This window comes from Chitinophaga niastensis (assembly GCF_003014755.1).
Classification (GTDB): domain Bacteria; phylum Bacteroidota; class Bacteroidia; order Chitinophagales; family Chitinophagaceae; genus Chitinophaga; species Chitinophaga niastensis.
The window spans coordinates 1,973,290-1,998,213 of sequence record NZ_PYAW01000001.1 but is presented as its reverse complement, the minus strand read 5'-3'; the positions used below and the strand labels follow the sequence as shown (position 1 = coordinate 1,998,213).

The following is a 24,924-nucleotide window of genomic DNA, read 5'->3' as shown; positions in this document are numbered from 1 at the left end:
AGGGTCTAAACTTATCCCTTTCGCTCCGGATAGCACAAATTTGTTTATATTACCATCGGATTATTCTCATTTTTATTTATACCCTATGTCTGCTATATTCCCTAACACACCAGCATATGACCTGGTAGCTGAAGCTGAGCGCAAGAAACAAAACTGGTTCCAACAAAAATTTGGCCGTGCATTTTCGATTAAGTCCACCACACAATATGCTGGTATGACCCGGGCCACTGCAGATGAATCAGGGAATGTGGTGGTGAAGAAATCTTATGGTACTGAAATCATTTCACTGGTGGTATTTTTGCTGTTTATTGCGATAATGCTTTTCAACTTCATCAGCATCTCCAACAGCACCAGTTTATCAGGTATCAACCCACCCAGTATTTTTTTTGTAGCGGTAATGGCCGCCCCTATTATCTTTCTTGTTAATTTCCTCTATGCGCGCAAGGATAAATCCCGTCCTAAAATCATTACCATTAATAAACAAGGCATTTTTATTAACGATGAGTCAATACCCTGGGCGGAGATACGCCAGACCTTTATTGTTGAAAAACCAAAAGGTAAAAGTGTAAGCAAACGCCTGGTCATTGTAACATCTACAGACACACTGCTATATTATAACCTGGATGGCTTTTCTCTCTGGGGAAATAGCCTGCTGACAGTATGCGCCGCTATCAGGGATTTTCAACCCAATAAATAATGTGCACCAGCATCTCCCGGTGTAAATAGAAGAAACAGCATTTTATTAGCATCTATTTCATAGCCGCTACATTTACGGCTGCTTTGCGCGGACAGCCTTCACTTCTGCTATCGTAACTGCTTTGGCTTTATTACCAAAGTTATTACGGATAAAAGTTAGTACATCAGCAATTTCCTGGTCTTTCAGGAAATTATGAGGCGGCATATTGTTAGAATAATATTCATCATCAATAGGCACAGAAGATTGCATGCCTTTTAAGATCACATCTATCAGTTTTGTTTTATCTCCAATTATAAAAGATGTTTTTTTCAGTGGCGGATTCAAATGCGGTACGCCACCACCATCTACCTGGTGACAAGCAAGACAATATTGCTCGTATACTTTTTTTCCTCTTATTTTAGATTGTTGGCCGGGAGTAGTTTTTGGTGCCTGTGCCATCAACGAAAGTATGGCACTGAGTGCCACACAGGTAACGATCATTCTTTTCATACTAAAAACTATTTCCCGCTATAGGTAATTTTATATACTGTTCCTTTTACATCGTCTGTAACGTACAATGAGCCATCAGGGCCTTGTGCCAAGCCACATGGGCGGTGTTGCGCCTGACCGGGAGACTGAATATTGGTAATGCCTGCAAAGTTATCCGCAAAAACTTCCCAATCACCGGAAGGTTTACCATCTTTAAACGGAACAAAAACTACGCAATAACCTTTCTGTCCTTTCTGCCTGTTCCATGAACCATGAAAAGCAATAAAGGCGCCATTTTTATATTTGGCCGGAAACTGGCTACCGGTGTAAAACAACAAACCATTAGGCGCCATATGCGCCGGGAATGCAGCAACAGGATCAATGGCATTTTCTCCGCCTGTTTTCTTTCCATCGCCACCGTATTCAGGTGCCAGCATTTTTTTCTTTTGCAGCCCATCATAATAAATATATGGCCAGCCGGCATTATCTCCCTTCTTCAAAGCATACATACATTCAGCGGGTAGTTCGTTGCCCTGCTCCAGTGTATAATATTCAGGGAACATATCAAACAGTCCGTCTCTTCCATGCTGCATTACAAATAACTGGTTCTGCTGGGTGTTCCAGTCGAGCCCTACTACGTTACGCAAGCCCGTCGCGTACTTAACACCATCTCCATAAGCCTGATTCAGCTTATCGGCTTTGAATTGCCAGATGCCCGCTGCTGAGTCCAGTATAGGACATCCTTCAATACCTTTGGAACCTTTGGCCCTGTCCTGTACCTGGCAGGAATTGGAAAATGCACCAATGTTTACATAAATATTGCCGTCATTATCCAGCGCTAAACTTTTGGATTCATGCTGATGGCGGTTAATGAGCCCGGTGATAATCTTTTCAGGCTGATCAGGATTTATTACCTGGTATTTGTCGTTTAACTTATAACGATACACGTCTTCATCAGAAGATGCATACAGGTAATTTCCTTTTATGATAATACCGGTACCACGATAAGTACCAAAACTCTTTACTACGTCTGCCTTTCCATCTCCGTTATTGTCGTGCAGGAAAGTAATGGCTTTGCCTGGTTTAGACGATTGTACCTTCACATACACATCACCCAGCGGCGTTACAGCCACATGCCGGGCTTCACCCAGATTCTCCGCTACTTTTAAAGCCTTGAAACCTGCAGGCAGTTTTAAACCAGCGTTACCCGGATCTGTAACAGGTGAATGATGGCGGATAACAGTGCTATCTCCGTTAGTTGCCAGGCAACTGTTAGAGACCAGCGCCATTACAGACCAACATCCTAAAAGAATCAGCTTTGCTTTCATGTTGCTTGTTTTTCAGTGATAGGTGTAAAAATAATAAGGTTTTATTACATCTCATTTAAAAAATCGCTCATCGATTGTTCCGTCGTCAGATTCAGTTTTTTCCGCAACCGATACCGCTTAATCTCTACCCCACGCACGGAAATCGCCATCAGCTGCGCTATTTCTTTGGTAGATAGTTTCAATTGCAGATAAGCACACACCTTTAAATCAGTATTCGTGAGCGCAGGAAATTTGTTTTTTAATTTCTTCAGAAAATCATTGTTGATCTCATCAAAATGCGAAGCAAACTGGTCCCAGTTAGCATTATTTCTTTCCACATCACTCAGTAGCAGCAGTGCATTTTTTATCTCCGGATTATTACCATTCTTTTTATAAACAGCTGCCAATATATCCTTCACTTTTACCAATGCATCCCCTCTTTCTACCAGGTGCATAGACGCATCCGCGAGTGCATTGTTTTTGAAATGGATCTCACTCGCCAGTTTTTCATTCTGGAGCTTCATGATTTCTTTCTCATTTTTTTCTAACTCCAGCTGATGAATATATTTGAGTCGTTGTTGTTCTTCGTCAAACCTGCGTTGCTGCAAATGTAAAACCCTTTCCTGCCATTTGTGTAACAAATAAAGCACGCCCAGAAAAAGCAATACATATAAAACATAGGCCCATATTGTTTTATACCAGGCTGGTTTTACTACAAAACTATAAGTCACTATATCAGATTCATGTCCGAGGTTATCATGCGCCTTTATTTTAAAGATGTATTTTCCGTCAGGCAGATTGGTATAATCTTTTTCAGATTTAGCCGACCAGGCAGACCATCTGCTGTCGTATCCTTCCAGTTGATAGCTATATTCAATATTATTTTGCATGCCATAAGAAGGCGAGCTGTATTCAAAATGAAAGGAGTTGTAGCTCTTCGACAATGCCGCAATTTCCTGTTCACCCTGCTGGTAACCGGTTGCAGACCGATGATGAAAATAACCACCAAAAATAATACTGTCTGATTTACCGGAAGCTTTTACCTGCCCCAGTAAAACTTTCACCGCCTGTTTATTGGTAGTATACTTTTCGTAGTTAAGATGTATAATGCCTTTATCTGAGCCGATAAAAATATTCTCTTTATTAAAAGCATAAATATTTTCGAAGCCTAACAATATCTTACCGTTTAATTCCGGTATCCAGGTAATAGCAAATGGTTTACCAGCCGCAGGTGCATTGAAACTAACAACGCCCATTTTTTTCCCGCTGCAAAACCAGATATTACCATCTGTATCTTCATTCAGATATCGTATTTCCATATTGCCAAATACCGGCGTGAGAAAAGATGATGGTATAAACCGGCTGGTAGCCGGATCAAATTCATATATTCCCTTGCCCGTAGCAAATACAACCCTGTTCTTTATCTTAAAAACATAATTACCGAGTGCAGACGGTAAGCCTGCGCTGTCGGTAAATAATTGTGAAGAGATCTTTTTATTATCAGGAGATAGTTGCAGCTGGTACACCCCTCTGTAAGGATGTGATGCCCATATGGTGTTGTTATTGTCAATTTCCAGAAAACGGATAGACTCGGAGATGCCTTCCAGCATTCCTTTATCTACAAACTTATCCTGATTAAACTCCAGCATCTTCAGGCCGGTATAGGTGCCCACTAAAATATTTCTTGCAGGAAAAACAGCAGATGTGGGCTTAAACAGCCATGCACCTACACCATAGGCCAGTGGCATGCTGATATTATTTTGTATCACAAAACTACCGGTGTGTTGCCCCATCAGGATACGTTTATTCACTTCATCAAACCGCCACACCTCTCCCTTACTGTTTTTGATGTGTATAAAATCGCCCTTGGAAAAACTGAGGTCGCCACCGGTATCCGATAACGGTACATAATAGGCTCCATCGGAAGTGCCCATGTAGAGCTGCTTATCAAAGATCCTGGTAGAGTAACCCGATAGCTCATTACTTTTATTGGGCGTGATATATTTAATAGCCGCATTGTAAGCAATAAAGCTGATACCATTATTTAATCCTGCCCACAGGTTATTATCCTTGTCCAAAAAAACGCACAGCACATTATTGTTCTGCAAGCCTTCTGTACGGGAGATCTTTTGCACAATATGCCCGTTGAAATCCAGTACCAGGCAGCCTTCTGCAGTGGTGCCCGTTACAAATTCGGCCGGATTTATTTGCTCCGATACAAAAACACAACTACTGGAAAATGCCGGTTGTTTTTTAACGATAGAATCGTTGTGTAAAAAATATAAGCCATCGAACTGTGTATTTATCAACAGGCTGTCGGTCCCGATCTTTATAATGCCGGATACCATTACATTGGTTAATGACCGTTTGTTGCCAACAGGTATCCATTCATGGTTTTTAAACTGCAGGAGCCCGTTGGCTTTGTCCTGTGCATACAGTACATCACCTGCTTTTTTCAGGTACAGCCATTCGTTGGGGTATACTTTGATACTGTTATTTCTATATTCAAGAATACGATCTGAGGCTTGAAAGAATACGGACTCTTTATAAATTTCAATACGCCAGATATCAGCAAACTTATTTTGTGATGGCGGGAGCAAATTTTTTAAAGAGGTGTAGGTGAGGCTGCCATTGTAGCCGGGAGTGAAAAAGCCAATCTCATCTTGTGCGCCTGCAAAGATCCTGTCGTTGTTGTCGATTGCCAATGCACGTACAATTGTTTTATTAGGCAGCGGATATATTTTCCAATGGCTCCCGTCATAGGTGAGCATCCCTTCATTATTAGCGAAGTACATAATACCTCTGCTATCCTGTTTTATATCCCATGTTTGTGTACCTGCCTGGAAGTCGCCTTTATTATAATTGATGATCTGCGGCAGCCCGATGGTGTTTTGCCCTAAAGCAATAATTGCCCAGCCATTGATCAAGATAACTAACCACCAGATTTTCATGAAACGTAGTTATTATGTTGTTAGATGTACTAATGATGTAGTTGAAATTTATTAGTAATCATTTAGTTAGATAATTATGATGAAGTATAGATGTACCCTGAATATTTGCGTCATACAGTGGATCGTGTAATTTTAATTATTCAAAGTAAGGTAAAACTTTAGACGCAGACCAACTGAAATCATGATCGGATTTTTAAAAATACAGGTAGTCAGTACGCATCGTTGTTGGCTATTATCACAGCAGCCAGATCGGCTGTTTACAATATAATTTATCAAATAATAACGAAAGATCAACCCTCCTCAGCCAGAAAACCAATCTGGTCAGGGCATTCCCGTATGCAAAATTGTCAAATAAAATTCTCGTATGAAAAAGATTTTACCAAGCATTTTAATTCCTGTATTGTTATTGTTTGCCACTGTGTCATGGGCACAAAACAAAACAGTTACCGGCAAGGTAACAGATGAAACAGGTGCACCTGTACCGGGTGCTTCCATTGCAGGCAAGGTTTCCAAGGCAGCGGTAGCCGCTGATGCGAACGGCGTGTTTAAAATTGCCGTTGCTCCCGGAGAAAAAACCCTGACCGTAACCGCCTTAGGTTACACGCAACAGGAAGTACCCGTTTCGGATGCACCAGTTACTATTCGCTTATCATCTTCTTCTAAAGAATTAAGCGAAGTAATAGTAGTAGGTTATGGCACGCAAAAGATCACCAAAGTATCCGGTGCCATCTCCACTATTAAGGGAACAGACATTGCTAACCTCCGGCCGGTAAGGCTTGAAGAAGCACTGCAGGGAAGAGCCTCAGGCGTCAACGTTATTCAAAGCGGCTCACCGGGCGCTAAACCAACAGTATTGATCAGGGGTATTCCTTCCTTTACCGGAACAGACCCGGTAGTAATAATAGATGGTATTCCGCAAACACTGGACGACCTGAATGCTATTAACGCTGCCGATATAGAATCCCTGAACGTATTAAAAGATGCCGCTACCACGGCCATTTATGGCGTAAAAGGAGGCAACGGCGTGATTGTAGTAACCACCCGCAGCGGCAAAAAAAATCAAAAACCGGAGATCACCGTCAATGCTAATTATGGGGTACAGGAAGTACTAAAAACCATCGGTGTATTAAATGCTACCGAATACGGCGGCATTATCAATGAAGGCAGCGTGGCCGCCGGGGGCAATCTTATCTTCCCCGATATATCAAAACTGGGTGCCGGTACCGATTGGCAAAAAGAAATATTCCACAAGGCGCCCATGCAAAACTATAATGTAGGCGCCCGGGGCGGCAGTGAAAAAATGACTTATTTTATTGCTGCCGGTTATCTCGGTCAGGATGGTATTGTGGGCGGTGGCAGTAAATCCAACTTTAACAGGATTAATGGTACAGCCAATATTGGGATAGATCTGGCACCTAAATTGAAATTAATCCTCAATACCAGCTATGTTAATATAAGAAGTAAAGGCATCCGGGAAAATTCCTTTAACTCCATCATTGGCAGCGCGCTAAACTTTGATCCTACCGTTCCGGTATTAAATTCAGTACCTAATACCGTTGGTAAATACGGCTTCAGCGACCTGCTGCGATCAGAAATATTTAATCCGCTTACCAAACTGGATAATACCTATCAAACATCCAATGGCAACAAGTTATATGGCAAAGCGGAATTACAATATGATATCCTGAAAAACTTAAAACTCACTTCCCGTTTTGGTTATACCAATTGGGATGAGACGGGCAAATCCTTTATCCCACTGGTTTTCTACGGCCCTTTGAATGTGGAGAATACCATGAATGCAGATGGCGCTACGGTTGTTACCAAAAATGATCTGGGTGGCATTTCCTCCAGCGCACATAACAGCGTAACGGAATACAAAAAAAGCAATTTTAGTTTTACTGCAGAAACATTTGCCAATTACAACTTCAATATAAAAAAGGATCATCATTTTGAAACAGTAGCCGGTTTTTCTATGGCTAAAAGCACCTATAATGGTCTTACAGCTACTGCGCAGGATGTACCTTTTAACTCCTGGACATTTGCAGACCTCACAGCTGCTACCGGTACCAACAGCGCCGGCGTAGTGTATTACCGCGATACTATTATCAATGGTGTTGCCCAGCAGGTGCGTGATAAATCAGGAGATGTGGCCCCTAACCTGAATGCACGCAACATGAATAAAGATCGTGGGTTCAGAAAAAACCTTTCTTATTTTGGCAGGATAAATTATGATTATAAAGATAAATACCTGGCCTCCTTTACCGCAAGACGTGATGGTTCCTATGCATTCGGGCCTGATAACAAGTTTGCTGATTTCTACTCCGGCTCCTTAGGATGGATAATTTCCAGTGAAGATTTCTTTCATTCTAATTTTATTAATTATTTAAAAATAAGAGGCAGCTATGGAACGGTGGGAAATGAAAATGTAAATCCTCCTTCCATACAGGTGATCACCGGCGGACCTAACTATGATAACGCCAATAACAACGGCTATACATTCGGCAATAGTTTTCTTCCGGGATCTACCATCGGGTCTTATCAAAACCTTGCATTAAGCTGGGAAAAACAAAAACAATCAAATGTTGGGTTTGACATTACCTTCTTCAAAAATAAATTCTCTTTAACAGCAGACTATTTCCAGAAAGAAGTAAGCGGTTTATTATTCACTCCTTCTGTATCGCTTTATCTGGGCACCGCAAAGGTACCGGATGCTAACATCGGCGCTACAAAAAGCAGCGGGGTAGATATGTCGCTGGGCTACACCGATAAAATAGCCAATAAGTTATCGATCAGCACCTCCATAACTTTTACTTCTTCCAAAAACATGGTTACCGGCACCAATACAGATAATACCGCTGTAATAAATGGTGGCAACTATTTTAACGGTCAATCTCAAACCGTTACCCGGTTTGAAAAAGGGCAAATACCAGGTTATTTCTATGGCTATAAAACAGATGGCTTGTTTCAATCCGTCGCTGATATCGCCAAAGCACCGAAACAAGATGGCGCACAACCAGGCGATATCCGCTTTGTAGACGTAAACGGAGACGGCGTAATTAATGATAAGGATAAAACCATGATCGGTAACCCCTTCCCTAAATTCACAATGGGCTGGAACTTATTTTTAGGATATAAAAGTTTTGATCTGAATATTTTCACCTATGCTTCTGTTGGTAATGATGTGTACAGAGCTTATGAAAGAAATGCCAACTACACCAATAAATTCAGAGATGTTTTAGACAGATGGACCGGCCCCGGCAGCACTAATAATGCACGTCATCCGCGGTACTCTTTCACAGATGGCAACAGCAATATCAGGGTATCCGACAGATATGTAGAAGATGGTTCTTTTATAAAACTTAAAAACATTCAATTAGGCTACACATTGCCCGCCTCCGTTTTTCAACATGCCGGATTCAGACAGGTACGTGTATACGTACAGGTTAAGAACGCGTATACCTTTACCCGCTACTCCGGTTATGATCCGGAAATAGCAGGTGGCATACTGGATACGGGCGTAGACAGAGGTGCATATCCCCAGGCCAGAACATGGTCTTTCGGCATTGATTTCAAATTGTAGTGTTAAAAGTAAAAAGACGAAAAATGAAAAACATACTAAAAATAGCAGGTGTTCTCCTTTTCATAATAACAATAACTTCCTGCAAGAAGTGGGTGGATTACAATCCGCACGACGATTATAAAGTAACGGATCTCGATTACCTGAAAACAGAAAGTGATTACAGAACAATGGTGGTGAGTACCTACTCCCCCATCCAGTGGCTCAATCAGGCAGTACCTATTGGCGACATTGCATCAGACAATGCTGTAACCGGCGGTGAAAACGCCTCCGATGTACTGGGATTGCAACAAATAGATGATTACACCATTACCACTAACAACGATTATTTAACAGAGATATGGTCATCTGCCTATGAAGGCATTAACCGCGTCAATTACCTGGGCCAGTTTAAGGACAAAAATCCCGCAGGCCTCACCATTGATTTTGCAGGTAAAGATGCGCTGTATGGAGAAACATATTTCCTGAGAGCTTACTATTATTTTACATTGGTTAAGTTTTTTGGAGACGTTCCGCTGTTTACAAATAAACGGCTTTCCATCACTGATTCCAGGTCATTAAAAAGATCTTCAAAAGATGATGTATATAAACAGATAGAACTGGATCTGAATAATGCCATTGCCGTATTACCGCCTACCAATGCGCAGGCTGGCCGCATCACTAAATATGCAGCCCAGGCTTTGTTAGGTAAAGTATTGCTGTATGAAAATAAATTTGATGCTGCCGCAGCCATGCTGGAAAATGTAGTAAACGGGCCGTTTACTTTAGTACAAAACTTTGGTGACATTTTTTTACAGTCTGGTGAAAACGGACCGGAATCAATTTTTGAAATTCAATATTCCAATCTCTCTCCTTATTATAACTGGGGAGGCGCTACCAGGGGCCAGGGTAACTATGCGGTACAACAATGCGGCATACGCGGTCTGAACGGATCAAGTCCTTATGCCGCCGGATGGAGTACCAATCTGCCCACACTGGAGTTAGCGAAAGCCTATGCTTCCGGTGATCAAAGGAAAGATGTAACCGTGTTGGATATTGAAGTGTATAAGACCGCACATCCCGAATTTAATATTTCTTACCAGGTAGCTCCTTATAAAAATACCGGTCTTTATAACCAGAAATACCTTCCAAGAAAAGGCGAAACTTCTGGTCAGCCTGAGCTGAACTATTTGAATAACTACAGGACCATTCGTTATGCGGATGTGCTGTTAATGGCTGCAGAAGCCAATAACAGGGCTACTACTCCCAATGATAATAAAGCACAAACGTATTTAAACAAGGTACGCCGTCGTGCTTTTAATGATCTCTTACATGATGTAACACTCACCGGTACTGCATTAAAACAGGTTATCTGGGATGAGCGCAGGCTGGAACTGGCGATGGAAGGCGACCGCTTTTTTGACCTGGTAAGAACAGGCAGGGCAGCTACCATTATCGCCGGATTTAAAGCCGGAAAAAATGAGTTGTTCCCGATACCACAAAAGGAAGTTGACATCTCTCAACTGACACAAAATCCAGGGTATTAGTACTTCTATTCACTAATTAATTCAGCACACCATATTATGACAAAACAAATAAAATTATTTACCCGGCTTTTTTTAGCCACACTGCTTTTATTAAGTAGTTGTAAAAAAGATGATTACAGTTTCGGAGATGTAATAACACCGTCGAAACCTGCACTCAACATTTCCGTTGTGGGAAAAGATGCTACACATCCTTATGGCGATGGTTCAGGCTCTATCCTGTTGAGCGTTACAGCAGATCATGCCTTTAATTATAAAGTAGATTTTGGTGATGGACAACCCGCCAAAATTGCCACCTCCAATGAATTTGCTTATCAATATAAACATACCGGCAATAAACAATTTACCATCACGGTAACAGCTGCCGGTAAAGCAGGTGTTTCAAGCGTAAATACAGCTGATCTGACGGTATACCGCGCATTTACACCTGATCCCGGATTGGTTACCATGCTGACTAACAACAGCAGCAAAAAATGGCGGGTAGATAAAGATGCACCCGGCCATCTGGGTGTATCAGATGCCGCGGTGTTTACACCCGCATGGTGGGCGGCGGCTCCCAATGAAAAAGCCGGCTTAGGTATCTATGATGATGTATATACTTTTACTGCGGCGGGCAATGTATTTTCACACAAAACAAACAATGATCTGTTCGGAAAAAAAGAATACCTGGTAGACTTTGATCCCACGCTTACCGGTACCGGCGACTATACTTTAACCGGCCCCAAAGCTGCTGACTACACAGAAACCTTTGGTTATGATGGCAGCGCTACGGAAGAATTTATCACTTTCTCCAACAAAGGACATCTTGGTATGTATCTTGGCGTTCATAAATACCAGGTACTGGAAAGAACCGATACTCATATGAGTTTACGTTGTTTGCAGGCACCCGGTGCATGGTATGTAAAATTAATAGCAATTCAGTAAGCGTATGAAATATATCTCAGTAATTATGATGGCACTACTCATCAGTATTGCCAGTTGCGGAAAAAATGAAACTAAACCAGCCGCAAAGGTAGCGCCTTCCAACCTGGTTGTAAATGCCGTGGTGAGTGCCGACAGCAGCGGTGCAGTAACTTTTACAGCCGTCGCCGAAAATGCAGTAACGTATGATTACGATTTTGGTAACGGTACATATCAAACTGTGGCCAATGGCATCGCTAATTATAGTTACACGGTTGTAGGGCATCACAGCTACACCGTTACTGTTACAGCAAAGAGTGCCGACGGACTTGTTATCAGCAAATCTATACAGGTGGCGGTAAATGTAAGCGCCTTGCTCTGGTCGGATGAATTTAATACCGATGGTCCTCCTGATCCTAAAAAATGGGGCTATGATATTGGTACCGGCGACAACGGATGGGGCAACGCAGAAGCGCAATATTATACTAACCGGCCAGAGAATGTAACCGTAGCTAATGGCATCCTGAAAATCACGGCCATCAAAGAAAACTATGCCGGCAGTGCCTACACCTCTACCAGGATGCTCACGAAAGATAAATTTTCTTTTAAGTATGGTAAGATAGAAGTAAGCGCCAAACTGCCCGCCGGTGGCGGTACATGGCCCGCTATCTGGATGCTGGGAAGCAATATTACAACTGCCGGTTGGCCTGCCTGTGGTGAAATAGATATCATGGAGCATAAAGGCAATGTGCCTAATAAAATTTACGGCACGCTGCATCACCCTAATCATTCCGGTGCTAACGGTGACGGCAGTACGCTGATGATCACTAATGCAACTACTGCCTTTCACAAATATGCTGTTGACTGGTCGCCTACCCTCATCAGGTTTTATGTAGATGATCAGTTATTTTACACATTTACGAATACAGGTAGTTTGCCTTTTAACCAGCATTTCTTTGTGATATTTAATTTCGCCATAGGCGGTAATTTTGGCGGCGCCATTGATCCGGCGTTTACCAGCGCATCCATGGAAGTGGATTATATAAGGGTTTATAAGAATTAACTAAGCTCCAGTCTGTCAAAAGGGTCAAATCATCAGGAAGATGATTTGACCCTTTTGAATTTGTGCATCCTTAAAAATAATTTTTTACCCCGAGGCAACGTTTTTAGTGTAATCTCCGTACTTGCAAGTCTATTGTCCTGTCTTCCCTTGCCCCTTCTTTTTAACCATCATTCCTTTTTCATTGTACCGGACTGGTAGTATAATCAGGCTTTGCTATTCCGCTGAATTTAATATGGCCACAGCCTTCCCAGGGTTGCATTTTATCACCTTTTAAATCTGTAAAAATGTTAAAAAAAATTGCCAACGAGCAGTCTGCGTTGAAAAACAAAATCACCCGCAATCCCTTTATGATTGCTTTTATCAGCGTGCTTGCGTGTACGCTCCTCCTGCTCATAACAGGTTGTAGACAGCTGGTCCAGGAAATTATACTGGACGATTACAAACAAACCAATTTAGTGGCAGATGTTAGCGGTTTTGGTGCCGCCAGAATTGATACGGGTCTTGTTAATGCCTGGGGGATTGCGGTGGCCCCCAGTGGTCCTTTTTGGCTGGCTGCTAACCATACCGGCCTCAGTCCCGTTTATGATAAAACAGGCGCCACCCTGCGCCCCTCAGTAACCATTCCCGGCCCCGATGGTACCGGTTCCGGTGCGCCTACCGGCGTTGTATTTAACAGCACAACAGATTTTGTTATCTGGAGTGGTAAACAACCTACCCCCAGCAAGTTTATTTTTGCTACAGAAGACGGTACCATTGCAGCCTGGGCTGGCGGCAGTGCAGCTGTGATTGTAGCCAACAGATCCTCACAAATGGCAGTGTATAAAGGACTGGCATTAGCTAATGATGGCGGCAGTAATTTCCTGTATGCCACTAATTTCAGGGATGCTAAAGTGGATGTTTTTGATAAAGATTTTAACCTGGTTACTACAAAACCATTCCATGATCCGACCATCCCTGCCGGCTTTGCACCTTTCAATATCAGGCTTATAGGCAAAAGATTATTTGTTACTTATGCCTTACAAAAGCCTAACAAAATGGATGATCAATCCGGTCCGGGCAACGGATATGTAGATATTTACGGAACCAATGGCATGCTGATAAAAAGATTTGCATCGCAGGGAGCGCTTAACTCTCCATGGGGAATGGTAGAATCTGGAACCCCATTCTGTAATCTGACACATGCTATCCTCGTCGGCAACTTTGGCGATGGCCGTATTAACATGTATGATGATGATGGAAAATTTGTAGGTCCTTTACAGAACAAGGACATCCCTATCGTTATTCAGGGGTTATGGGCATTGGAAAATGATGTACCTAAGGCCAACCCAAAACAGTTATTTTTCACAGCAGGCCCTGTAGAAGAAACACATGGTTTGTTTGGTTACTTAATGAAAACACACTAAAACAAAGCAACAGCATCTTCCTGGTATATCAGGAGGATGCTGTTACTTAATTTATCTGTTGTGAATACCTATCCAGTTTTTCCTTCTCGCTTTTCGTTAAACTGTTCATTCCCTTTTTATGGATCTTATCTAAAATAGCATCCATCTCTTTTTCCCTATTGGCCCTTTCATAGTTGTATTTATCATCTATATCAACAAAAACCTGGTGCCGCTTAAAAAAATAATTATCTATCAGTAAAAAATGTGGCCGCGTTATGATCATGTAGATAAAAAATATACATGGTACAGCGATAGCAATGATAGTGATATAATTATATACCAGCACATCCGGCACCATGATAATAGCGGTAATAAGCCCTGCCAGTGCACCTCCCAGATGCGCATCATGACCAATATTATCACGCGCGGATTTGATACCATAGACAGCACACAGCACAAATAAAATTCCATAGAGCCAGCCCGCAATAGGAAAGAGTCCGAAAAAGCTTAGTGCCATACCAGGATATAAAGCAATGGAAGCAAAGATAACTCCGCACACAGCGCCGGATGCGCCTACTGCACTGTAATCGCTATGACGCCGGTGTATAAACAGTGAAAGCAGATTACCGCCTATCAGACTGCCAAAATAAATAATGAGATACCTGGCACTACCCAGATCCGTTTCCAACGTCAAACTGAAAGCAAATAATGATATCATATTAAAGATCAGGTGCCGCCAGCTGACATGCAAAAATCCGGAAGTAATCAGTCGTTTATATTCTTTATAAAGCAGGATTCTTTCTACCTCAAAGGAGTAACGGTCAAAGAACGAATGGTTTTTTAGTCCTTTGTATGAAAAAATAATATTGGCTACAATTAGTACCAGGCTTATTATTCCGGTGTTTGTCATTATGTACAGGGTTTTATTATACGTGCTGCTGGTAGTTAACAATGGGAACAGCCGGCAGACACAATCACAATATGTGCAATTATTCAAATATATCAAAATCAGCAGAAAAATATTGCTGTATGAAACACCTGCCTGAACATTACTCTCACGTTCACTATTTTTATTTTTTTCAAAAAATAAAAAAAATATTTGGTTGATTGAAAATATTGTTGCTACATTTGCAATCCCAAACGGGGGCAATGGTAAGGCTGAAAGGCCCGCCAGTATTGAGGATCAGTAGTTCAGTTGGTTAGAATGCCGCCCTGTCACGGCGGAGGTCGCGGGTTCGAGTCCCGTCTGGTCCGCAACAAGGACTTTCTTTAAAGTTAAAGCCGCATAAATTGTATGATTTATGCGGCTTTTCTATTTTTAGCATGTAAAGGTAAACTACATCAAACGAATGGGAAAGGTTACAAATTAGGATACACTGACAAAAAATAATTGTAGTGTATCCTAATTTCTGCCAAAGCTTAATTTCACTTTTCACTTACTTTTATCCCCTCACTGGATCAACAATATGAAATTATCCAATCTTAAAAACATGTTATTATGAAAGCTATTGCTTTTTATAGTTTTCCCTAAAGAATTTAATTAATGGAAAAGCATTTGCTTTTCTCGTGAGTTCGGCCATTTTAACAAAATCAGGAGTGCCATCCTTCTTAATTGGAACAATTATATTGGTTAAATTAATTCTTGCTTTTCCAAACTTTCTCGCATAAACATATCGCCATTTTTCACGACTAATTAAATAAGCTAGATAATATAGTGCATCTACATCAATTTTCACCCCTTTCTTAGGATTAAGAATTGCTACCTTATAAAAGGCATAAAATGGGTATTCTTGCACAAAAGTCGAGCAAGTACTGCCATCAGTTGCTACTGTTATACAAGGCGGAGAATAAAATGTTTTAGGATTTTTCCACGTAGTAACACCGTTAAAAAACTCACTTGTTGAAACAATCGGAAAATTGCCCTCTTCAAGATCTTCTATTTCTTCTGTACCTCCTAATACCACATCTAAGTATTGTTCAATATTCATAGCACCAAACCCAATTCCTTCAAGAGACAATTTAGATGTAGGAGAATAAAGAATACCACTTAGATCAAGCTTCTCAGTTGATAGAGATTTCTTAAGAAGCTTGGCCCCATTTAATACATAGAAAGACGCTTGCTTACGAATATGTTCTTCAAATCCAGAAATAAAATCACTATCAGTATAAATTGCGTTATCTAAATAAGCCTCAGGAGACCATTCAGCAGAATTCTCATTAATTAGAGCCATCTTACAGAGCTCAGGTATTTCTTTTTTAGACTCAAATGCTTCTAATATTAGCGGAAGTAAAGATCCACTCTGCTTAATTCTATTATTTTTTTTCAGCTTAAAGCCATCATTAGGAATCCTACATACAAAAGTTTTCTTATTGCCATGGGGGATTCCCTTCTGAATCATTAAAATTGCCGTGTTATATGAAGCATAAGGGTTAAATAAATCTGCGGGCAAAGTTACTATCAAATGAATAGTATTCTCTTTAAGAATTTTGCTATGCCAATCGTTCGCTCTAACAAGTAAAGAATAAGGCACGATACTCGCCAATATTCCTCTTTTCTTTAGACTTTTTAACCCTCTGTCAATAAATTCAGAAGCAGGCGTGTCTGTTTTTTTGTGGGGAAAAGGAGGGTTCATTAAAACAAAGTCCACGTCCTTGGTCGGAAAATCCTTCTTCACAAAACAATTTGCTTTAATAATTCCGCTTTTACCATCCCCTCTGAATATCATATTCGTAATACAGAGTGCTGCAGTTGAAGGTTCAGATTCGATCCCAAATAAATTGCTTTTAACCAAATCAACAGCTTCCTCATATGGTAGCTTCTTTTGCTTCACCATTTTGTTCAATGCACCAATTAAAAAACCGCCGGTACCACAAGCAGGGTCAAATACTGTATCATTTGGGGTAATATTCAAAATTTCACAAATAAATTCTATAATATGCCTCGGGGTAAAGTATTGCCCAATTGTATTTCCCCCTGTATATCTGAAAAATGTCTCATAAAGTTGCCCTAAATAATCATGCTCGTGTAGAAAAGAGCGGATATTCAATTTCTTGAGTATATCTACAATTTCCCAAGCCTTAGCCGCGAGGGCATCATTTTCAACATCCACCCTAAGGCTTTCTGCCAAAGCTCTCTTATTGGCTTTATTCAGTGCAAGTTGAGCATTCGCATTTATTTGGTGCAATACAACATCAGAATCAATCGATACCTCTCCCTGCCACAATGCAAGCATGAAAGTGGCAGCATATACGGGACGATACTCATCTTTTATTTTGCACTCTCTCAATATTTCATTCAATTTATTTGCTTGATCTTGCAAAATCTGTTCAGATGGCCTCTCTGGCTCAATCTCAGTCTTCTGTTTATCTGCTAAAATTCTTTGCGTCTGTTCGGGAGATGGTATCCAATCTATAGGCCTACCATTAATTGTTAAATTCTTCCAAACAGTTCCTATTTTCCTTCTAACAATAACTGAACATATTTCCTTCTCTGCACCGGCAATTCCTACAACAAGAACTTCATGCCCTTTTTCAATGCAAGCCTCTCCATAATGGATAGCTTCATTAATAGCATCTTCTGATTGTTTTAATGAGGCTTTAGTTTCAATTAGCAGAACTGGCTTTAAGCCCTCAAAATTATTTACCAGTAAAAAATCCGGGATGCCATCACCTTTGCCCTTCTTTGATTTCCCTTTAAACAGAGTTTCAGTAGATTTATGATTCTTATACTCGGACTCTTCTAGAAGTAGACCTTGGCTTGTAACAGATTTCACATCCCAACCTCTAAATGTTAATAGTTCCCTTGCTACTTGCCTTGCTCTTTGCTCAGAAAGTTTCTTTGCCATAGTCAGTTATTTGTCAGTGAACTTCAGTACACCTTGTTTAGTATTCTTTATTCTTATGTATTTAATTTTTTCCTCTACTAGTAATAAAATATTCTCCGAACATTTATTTTTACAGATAGCATAAGCAATTTTTTCACTAAAGAATTCATCCTTTAACATATCTAAATTCAATTTGAAGACTTTAGCCAACTTCGGCAAAACTTTTTCATCAAGCTGCTTTTTCCCTGTTTCGATTTTGCTTAATGCTCCAGAATCAATATTGAGTTTAGCGCCGAGCTGCGTTAATGTCAGATTATTGTCTGTCCTTAGTTTTCTTATATATTCACCGAAAGCCACTTGCATGATCTTGATTTAAAATTCTTGACTTTTCCGTCAAATCTAAAAGGTTTCTCGTAATTTGCCAAATATTTTAGCATTTTTATAACGCATAGGAAAATCTATTTTTGCAGCTTAACCAATAAAAGCTCTTTTAACACTGTCATAATAAGTTATACTGCGAGGTAACAAATTCGGATACACTAACCGAAAACCTGCTGTAAAACTGCGATTTATAAGGCATTAATGCAGTCCCGTCCGGTCCGCAAAAGGGGACAAATCATCATCAGTATGATTTGTCCCCTTTTCATTTGAGCCGGTATTCCCCGACAGGCCGGCGATTAACGCGAATACTTCATTTACTTTTCCGGTTCGAAGTGCCTCATTTTTGCGATCATAGACGATTCCCTCAGGAAATATAAGTTTTTGCAGTTTCTCTTTCATACCCACATCACTGGAATGCCACACCATAGGTAGTTTAGAAGAAAGTGATAGCGCATATTGAATAGCTTCTTCCGGGTTCGAAATGCCTAGCTTACATTTATCCAGTTGCGCAGCTATATTTTCACGTTCCTTAATATAACGAGGATAAAATTTATCAAAAGTTTCCTGGCTCATCTCCTTTAATACAAATCGACTTTCCTCCAGGCTATCTATCTTTTTATTTATTTCCTTTAGCTGGCTGGTTAGAATGCCTTGTTGCTCCAGGTTACCCTTATTCATTCCGTTATATTCAGTGATAAGTACTGATTTCAATGACTCTATTAGCTCTTCTCTTACGCAATACCGGTTCAGTAGCCCCTCAAACAGTTCATGTATTCGTTTCGCGCTTTTATTGCACTTACAGCCATCTGTACGACATTTATAGTACCATAGCCCTTTGGCTTTTACAACATACCCTGTAAATGGCTGATGGCAGGTATCACATTTGATAAACACCTTTAGCGGCAGCGCACTATCTTCTTTCTTGTGTGGTACTCCATAACCAACAGAACCCTTATGAATGTTATTCACCTTCAAAAATATTTCCGGGCTAATCATCCTTTCATGTTCACCTTCCACTATTTTCCCCTCTAGCAACCCATGATTGATAATACCACAATAAAAGGGTCTCTTAAATATTTTGCAATTATCTTGGTGGGTGCATCTGAAGGAATGGTGTTTGCACAACCGTTTTTACAGGAACGAATAAAACCGGCGTCTAATTTTCCCACTACTTTACTGTCAGGTTCCGCGTTGAAATCGCCGGCAATAATAACCGGATACTTCCATGGCTGCAAAGATTTAGTAATCTCTTCTATCTGAAGCAACCTGCTGGCATCCGATTGGGAGGCATCCATATGCGTACAGGCAAAAATCAGCTGTCCTTTGGCCCCCCATGTTGATAAATGCCAGTAACAATACCCTGTTTTCACTTCCATTGATGGCAGATGGCAGGTTAATAACATGAGTGGAATCAATTTTATATTTTGACAATATGGCGATGCCATACCCACCTCCATCATAGTCAATTGCTTTTGCGAAACAGCTATTCATACCAGCATCAACAGCGATATCTTTGGCTTCGTCCACCGTTTTACCAGATCTGCCGGTATGAACGTCTACTTCCTGCAAAGCAACGAAATCGGGCGCTTCTCTGCGAACCACTGCTCCTATTGCTTTAACATCTATTACACCAGGTTTGGAAGGAGGATTAGCATGATGTATATTATAAGTGAGTATTGTTAGTGCATTCTTTTTCTGTCCGAATATATCCTGACTGATGGTCAATAAGAAAATAAAAAATAGTACCCTGGAAAATGTTGTCATAACTATTTGTCGATTTTTAGTTTGTAAGATGGCCACTCATATGTGAATAATTGTTGTTGCTATTTTGTAAGTGAATACTGTTATCTGGCATAAGGGCGAATCTCCATGGCTTTCAGGAACGCTCCCTTTTCTGTTTTCCGCAGTCCCATCACCAGTACATTTTTACGGGCAGTCCCAAAATGCAGCCAGCACTCAGGCAGATAGAATTCACGCTGCGGACCTGCCTCCCAATGTCTGCCGATATTATGACCATTGAGCCACATATACCCGTTACCGGAAGCGTTGATGCGGGCCAGCCAGGAACTTTCCAGTGCCACTTTATCTGCCGGTAAAGAGAATTCAATTCGATACCAGGTAAAGAGTCCGTTCATTGATGCTACCGGTTGAATATAATTGCCTTTGCGTGGGATCTCCATAAGAGTATCCAACGACACTATCTTCCAGCCGGCCGGAACATAGGAGGGTAAATGATATCCAAGGGAAATGCCTGCTGCATCCGCTGCATATTCCCATTTTAACGGATGCGTCAGTGTGGTATCAGTGGAGGATAACCCGGCTTTGCGGATGCCTGCCAATTCTTCCATAGGTACATAACCATGTGCATGTCCCAGATCTTCATACACCACATTTATTTCATTATTCCCCGGTTTCAGCAGACCTGATACATCAAAGCGGTTATCATATTCATTGGGCTTTATCCTGTCAAAGCAGCCGCGGGTTGTCCAGGTTTGCGCATCTGCTTTGTCGGGGAACAAACGCTTCGCCGGCTTACCATTTACCGAAACAGTAACAATATCACGGGTAAACATATTGAAGAGCAGGTATCGCTCTTTTTTTGACTGCTGATCATCCAGCTTTAGTTTAGATCGGTAGAGACTATATCTGAAATCATTGACGCCCAATTGTGTTAATGATATGCCGTCCGGTAATGATTTCCACCTGGCCATGGTAAGCGGATCGTCGGTTTTCCGCGCAATAGCCACTCTTACCGTTGGTGGGGTAGACTGCTGAGAAGCGGGAGCAGACAGCACTTCCGGATACCATACGCCATCTTGCACAGCAGCGCCGGGAGGAATCACCAATACCCTGGCACCAAGTGGTTCCAGGTGGCAGGCGATGGATATGTTTTCCAATTTCAGGCTATCCGCAGTAGTGTTACCATCCGTTGTTTTCATCCGGACATGTTGTCCGTTCTGATCAATATTATAAATAGGTTCGGTTGCTTTCGCAATGCTACCGGGTATAATGTCTGCCTGACCGTTGTAACCGGCTTTGGCATCACTGTTATTCAGGAAGATGAATTTTGTACCATCCGGGGCGATACGGATACCACCTGTAATATTTTTTGGAACACCTTGTATACGACAAGGACCTCCTTTGGATCTGAGCAATGGTTGCTCATACCGGTGAATGAAATTTCCGATGGATGTAGCCACATCATATTTGGGCGTACAGATGCCGCTCTCTCCAATGGCGGCGTTATAATCATAGGTAGTAGTCATTCCCCTGGCTCCCCAGCCAGCGAAGTGGGTACCGCCAACAAACATATAATAGTTGATGCCCGTACCGCCACCTAACAATGTCATTAAGGAAATGGCGTTAAAATGTCTTGCATCAGAAAAATGTTCCTCGCTGAGCGCGCCGGTTACCGTTGAAAACCATCCTCCCTGCATCTCCGTTACAAAGCCGGGTGCATCTGGTTGTCTTTTCCGGAGAGATGCCATTCTATGTGCACAACCTGCAGCGCCGCTCTGATCAGTATAATAATTATCACAGTCAAATACCTGCGAAAGCTCCGAATCTTTACTGCCACGGCATTGACTGGTAAGACAGGTAAATACCGGCACATCTATGCCATTGCGTTTTGCAGAATGATATAATGCCTTCAGGAAAACCTCTTTATCCTTGCTATCATCAGCATCGTATTCATTCTCTATCTGCAGCATAATGATTCCCTTACTGCCTTTGGGTTTCCGGGTCAATTGCTCTTTGGCCATAAATTTACACACGGCATCGAACCAGTGAATGCACCATTTGATATGCTCCGGATCTGCACTTCTTAACCAAAAGTCACCCTTACCAGGACCATACATCGCCAGCCAGCGTGGATATGCGCCTCCTGACCACTCCGCACAAATGAATGGCCCCGGCCTCACAATGGTATAAAACCCAAACTCCTCATGCGCCATCTTCAACCAGGCGCTGAGATCCGAGAAATCAAACTTTGACTGATCGGCAATAGAAGCCGGCGCTACACGCTCATGCCAGTTCCACGGAACATACGTTTCTACGGTATTGAAACCTGCCGCCTTAATTTTGCGGAACCGGTCCCGCCATAATTCCTTAGGGGTTCTGAAATAATGGAAAGCCGCGCTATATATAAATACATCCTTATTTTCAATCGTCATACAATCTCCATCATAGCGGATTCTGTCCGGATGAGGGAAATGCTTTAACAGCCTGATATCCTGAGCCAGGGTACTCATTGCCAGTATCAGAGAAGAAAAGAGTAATCCTAATGCGATCGGAATCTGTTTCCCGCAATTAATTTTTTTCATTGCAATGTTCTAATAATACGTAGTAAAAAAGGGTGACGATACTTAATAATATCAGGGGATTCACCATTACATTTCAGACTTACAACAATGGATCAAGGTAAAATATTCAACTAAAACTAAACATGCAAAGATCCAATTGTTTAAAAGGAAAAACAACATCAAATTTACCCTCCATTGATGTTTTATTGCCTGCTAATGATACTTAATCATGCAGGGGCTTTCACCCCTGCATAACAGGTTTACAACAGTTGCATGGGAATCATCTAAGATAATGTTAGCTGGGCTTTCACCCCTGCATAACAGGTTTACAACAATGGATCAAAAATAAATTCCTGGTACTCCTCTAAGCTTATTTTTTGTATTAACTTACCAAAATCTGCTTTGGGGACTACTTTTTTGCGAACAGCAGTGTTTGCAATTTTTTCCCTCAGAAGAAATAAAACAGCTACGACATGCTTGCAAATATCACCGTCATAAGGACAGTCGCATGAATATGATTTTATGTTGTCCTTTTTGAAAATCTCCACTTCCACTGCATATGGTTCGGTTCCCATCACTTCGGCTCGCCAGAAGTCTTTTCCTGTTTCCTCAAGATCAACAACAGCACCATTTTCATAATATTCCCTTCCTCTATATACGATTGTATCACTTATCTGTAATTCAAATTTTCTCAATGTGAGCATAAGAATTGTTTAAATCATCGAAATAAATCATCCATGGTTAAACTATTCTGGACCATACTATTAGAATACATATTTCTGACTATTCCAAAAGTAGTAATCATAGTCAAAAAAATGGATTTATTGCTACGCGTTGCTGTTCGGAACGTGTCTATTTTGTCCTGTAATTCTGCTTGATACTTTTTATCAATAGTAAAAGGATTAATAGAGAACTTCATTTCGCATATGTTAATAACATCGTCCTTTCTATTTATAACCAAATCTATTTGTCGCCTACTCCCCTCACCCGTGTTAATCCATGAAGAACTACTTGTCTGGACACCACTGATACCGAGAGCATGTTTAATCTCTGTCAGATGAGCAAGACATACCTGCTCAAATGCATAACCACTCCAGGATCTCTGTTGTGGCGAATCAAGTCCATTAATCCAGGTATTCTCGTTCAACGCATGATTTCCGCGTATAAATTTGATATAAAACAAGGAATAAAAATCACTTAATTGAAAAAGACTACTTTTCTCCTTCTTGCCAAATGAGAAGTACTTACGTATAAAGCCACTTTCCTCCAGTTCATTTAATATTCTTGTCGTACTTCCTGCATTAGGTAACCCTGTATCGTCAATAATTTCGGAACGTGTTAAACCCCTTGCTTTCTTGCTTAACGTTTCAATGACGGAAAGATGTTTCTCTGCTTTATTGAATAAAGAAGTATAAAGATCTCTAAACTCTTCTGTCAATAATCCGTCCCGTTGAAAACATAATCGATTTATATTTTGAGAGGCACTCATACTTACGTCTACATGATCAAGATAAAAAGGTACACCTCCCATCACCATATATAATTGAATTATTTGGTATCTACTAAATACTCCTCCACGGCTCTGAAAGAAAGTTTCACATTCCCTCAATGAAAAGGATTCCAGGCGTATCCTGTGGGTAACCCTGTTATGTAACCCACCCTTATTATGAATAAGTGTATTGATCATCCATGAGGCAGCAGATCCACATACAATCAAAATAATATCGTTTCTTGCACTAGCATATGAATTCCAGAAATAGTCGAGTGCTTGAATGAAACCAGATTGCGCAGTATCCAGCCATGGAAGTTCGTCCAGAAATACTATTTTTTTTTGCTTCCCGCTTTTTGATAATAATTCTTCCAGTTGACCGAAAGCTGCAAACCAATTTTCTGGAAAAGGAGCAGATTCATCAGGATGATATTTCTGCATGGCTCTTTGAAAATTGGACAAATTCTGTTGTAGATTTATATTAGCTACACCAGTAAGGTAAAATGCAAAATCCTGTTGAAAAGCTTCTCTGATTAGAAAAGTTTTACCAACCCTTCGCCTTCCATATACTGCAATAAACTGGGAGGTCTCAGATTTTGTTGCTTTTTCTAGCATTTTCAATTCTTTCTCCCTTCCAATTATTCTACTCATTTCTTACAATTTGGCTTTAAATATATCAATTTTAAGTATTAGAGCCAAATTGACAGCCAAATTGGCTCTAATACTGATTAAGCATACAGGTAAAGCCAAATAGACGGCAAATAGTCAAAATTATACAAGTATTTATAACTGCTAACTTATCCACAACTCGGTTAACCACATTACTTACAATTGATTATCAGCTCATTAAGTATTAAAGTAGTTAAAAAAACAGGTACCAGTCACATAAAACGACAATTATTAAATCTCTCTACATAGATTTTCGCCATCTTAAACTTAAGAATCATAGGATAAGATCTTCCCCAGATCTGCCACAAATAAGTTCGAACATTATCCTCTCCAGCCCGCAAAATTTTTTAGAAACCTGCCCAAGTCGCGGGTTTTCTTTTTGGGTCGATTTT

The 24,924-nt window shown here is 40.9% G+C and carries 18 protein-coding genes and 1 tRNA gene; 7 read left to right on the top strand and 12 right to left on the bottom strand.

Features of this window, described 5'->3' with window-relative positions; translation table 11 throughout:
* The first annotated feature begins 85 nt into the window (after positions 1-85).
* Positions 86-697 carry a hypothetical protein gene (locus tag CLV51_RS08260; RefSeq protein WP_106527485.1) on the top strand — a complete coding sequence of 204 codons (612 nt, stop codon included), beginning with the start codon at positions 86-88 and terminating at the stop codon, positions 695-697.
* Positions 698-769: 72 nt separating this feature from the next.
* On the opposite strand, the gene CLV51_RS08255 is transcribed toward CLV51_RS08260, so the two are convergent.
* The 3 genes from CLV51_RS08255 to CLV51_RS08245 are packed head-to-tail and all read right to left on the bottom strand — an operon-like array spanning position 770 to position 5,423.
* Positions 770-1,186 (bottom strand): c-type cytochrome, encoded by a 417-nt coding sequence (locus CLV51_RS08255; RefSeq protein ID WP_106527484.1) that lies wholly within the window; start codon positions 1,184-1,186, stop codon positions 770-772.
* Between the two features lie 8 nt (positions 1,187-1,194).
* Entirely contained in the window at positions 1,195-2,493 is a 1,299-nt protein-coding gene (locus tag CLV51_RS08250) for a PQQ-dependent sugar dehydrogenase (RefSeq protein WP_106527483.1), read from the bottom strand.
* Positions 2,494-2,537: 44 nt separating this feature from the next.
* Positions 2,538-5,423 (bottom strand): helix-turn-helix and ligand-binding sensor domain-containing protein, encoded by a 2,886-nt coding sequence (locus tag CLV51_RS08245; protein ID WP_106527482.1) that lies wholly within the window; start codon positions 5,421-5,423, stop codon positions 2,538-2,540.
* A 364-nt stretch (positions 5,424-5,787) separates the two neighbouring features.
* Here CLV51_RS08245 and CLV51_RS08240 point away from each other — a divergent pair, with 364 nt between their 5' ends.
* From CLV51_RS08240 to CLV51_RS08220, 5 genes are all read left to right on the top strand, one after another.
* Positions 5,788-9,003: a SusC/RagA family TonB-linked outer membrane protein gene (locus CLV51_RS08240; protein WP_106527481.1), complete on the top strand. Its 3,216-nt coding sequence runs from the start codon at positions 5,788-5,790 to the stop codon at positions 9,001-9,003.
* Between the two features lie 23 nt (positions 9,004-9,026).
* On the top strand, positions 9,027-10,526 hold the full coding sequence (locus tag CLV51_RS08235; protein ID WP_106527480.1) for a RagB/SusD family nutrient uptake outer membrane protein: 1,500 nt from the start codon (positions 9,027-9,029) through the stop codon (positions 10,524-10,526).
* A gap of 36 nt (positions 10,527-10,562) precedes the next feature.
* Positions 10,563-11,447 carry a hypothetical protein gene (locus tag CLV51_RS08230; RefSeq protein ID WP_106527479.1) on the top strand — a complete coding sequence of 295 codons (885 nt, stop codon included), beginning with the start codon at positions 10,563-10,565 and terminating at the stop codon, positions 11,445-11,447.
* Positions 11,448-11,451: 4 nt separating this feature from the next.
* Positions 11,452-12,486, top strand: coding sequence for a family 16 glycosylhydrolase (locus CLV51_RS08225; RefSeq protein ID WP_106527478.1), 1,035 nt, complete (start codon positions 11,452-11,454; stop codon positions 12,484-12,486).
* A 284-nt stretch (positions 12,487-12,770) separates the two neighbouring features.
* Positions 12,771-13,889 (top strand): TIGR03118 family protein, encoded by a 1,119-nt coding sequence (locus tag CLV51_RS08220; RefSeq protein WP_106527477.1) that lies wholly within the window; start codon positions 12,771-12,773, stop codon positions 13,887-13,889.
* Positions 13,890-13,935: 46 nt separating this feature from the next.
* Here CLV51_RS08220 and CLV51_RS08215 read toward each other — a convergent pair whose 3' ends face one another.
* Positions 13,936-14,778 carry a rhomboid family protein gene (locus tag CLV51_RS08215; RefSeq protein WP_106527476.1) on the bottom strand — a complete coding sequence of 281 codons (843 nt, stop codon included), beginning with the start codon at positions 14,776-14,778 and terminating at the stop codon, positions 13,936-13,938.
* A 270-nt stretch (positions 14,779-15,048) separates the two neighbouring features.
* On the opposite strand from CLV51_RS08215, the gene CLV51_RS08210 reads away from it, so the two are divergent.
* Positions 15,049-15,122 (top strand) — tRNA-Asp (locus CLV51_RS08210).
* Positions 15,123-15,373: 251 nt separating this feature from the next.
* On the opposite strand, the gene CLV51_RS08205 is transcribed toward CLV51_RS08210, so the two are convergent.
* The 8 genes from CLV51_RS08205 to CLV51_RS08170 form a co-directional block, all read right to left on the bottom strand.
* Complete coding sequence (locus tag CLV51_RS08205; protein ID WP_106527475.1) at positions 15,374-17,713, bottom strand: N-6 DNA methylase; 2,340 nt, start codon at positions 17,711-17,713, stop codon at positions 15,374-15,376.
* A gap of 6 nt (positions 17,714-17,719) precedes the next feature.
* Complete coding sequence (locus CLV51_RS08200; RefSeq protein WP_106527474.1) at positions 17,720-18,055, bottom strand: helix-turn-helix domain-containing protein; 336 nt, start codon at positions 18,053-18,055, stop codon at positions 17,720-17,722.
* A gap of 216 nt (positions 18,056-18,271) precedes the next feature.
* Positions 18,272-19,090: a hypothetical protein gene (locus CLV51_RS08195; protein WP_146151248.1), complete on the bottom strand. Its 819-nt coding sequence runs from the start codon at positions 19,088-19,090 to the stop codon at positions 18,272-18,274.
* Positions 19,091-19,101: 11 nt separating this feature from the next.
* Positions 19,102-19,308 (bottom strand): hypothetical protein, encoded by a 207-nt coding sequence (locus tag CLV51_RS08190; protein ID WP_106527472.1) that lies wholly within the window; start codon positions 19,306-19,308, stop codon positions 19,102-19,104.
* Between the two features lie 4 nt (positions 19,309-19,312).
* A complete protein-coding gene (locus CLV51_RS08185; RefSeq protein WP_106527471.1) occupies positions 19,313-19,837 on the bottom strand; it encodes an endonuclease/exonuclease/phosphatase family protein in 525 nt (174 codons plus the stop codon).
* 80 nt (positions 19,838-19,917) lie between these two features.
* Positions 19,918-22,395: a beta-galactosidase gene (locus tag CLV51_RS08180; RefSeq protein WP_211301950.1), complete on the bottom strand. Its 2,478-nt coding sequence runs from the start codon at positions 22,393-22,395 to the stop codon at positions 19,918-19,920.
* Between the two features lie 305 nt (positions 22,396-22,700).
* A complete protein-coding gene (locus CLV51_RS08175) occupies positions 22,701-23,078 on the bottom strand; it encodes an SWIM zinc finger family protein (protein WP_106527470.1) in 378 nt (125 codons plus the stop codon).
* A 14-nt stretch (positions 23,079-23,092) separates the two neighbouring features.
* Positions 23,093-24,514 carry an AAA family ATPase gene (locus CLV51_RS08170; protein ID WP_106527469.1) on the bottom strand — a complete coding sequence of 474 codons (1,422 nt, stop codon included), beginning with the start codon at positions 24,512-24,514 and terminating at the stop codon, positions 23,093-23,095.
* Positions 24,515-24,924: the final 410 nt, after the last annotated feature.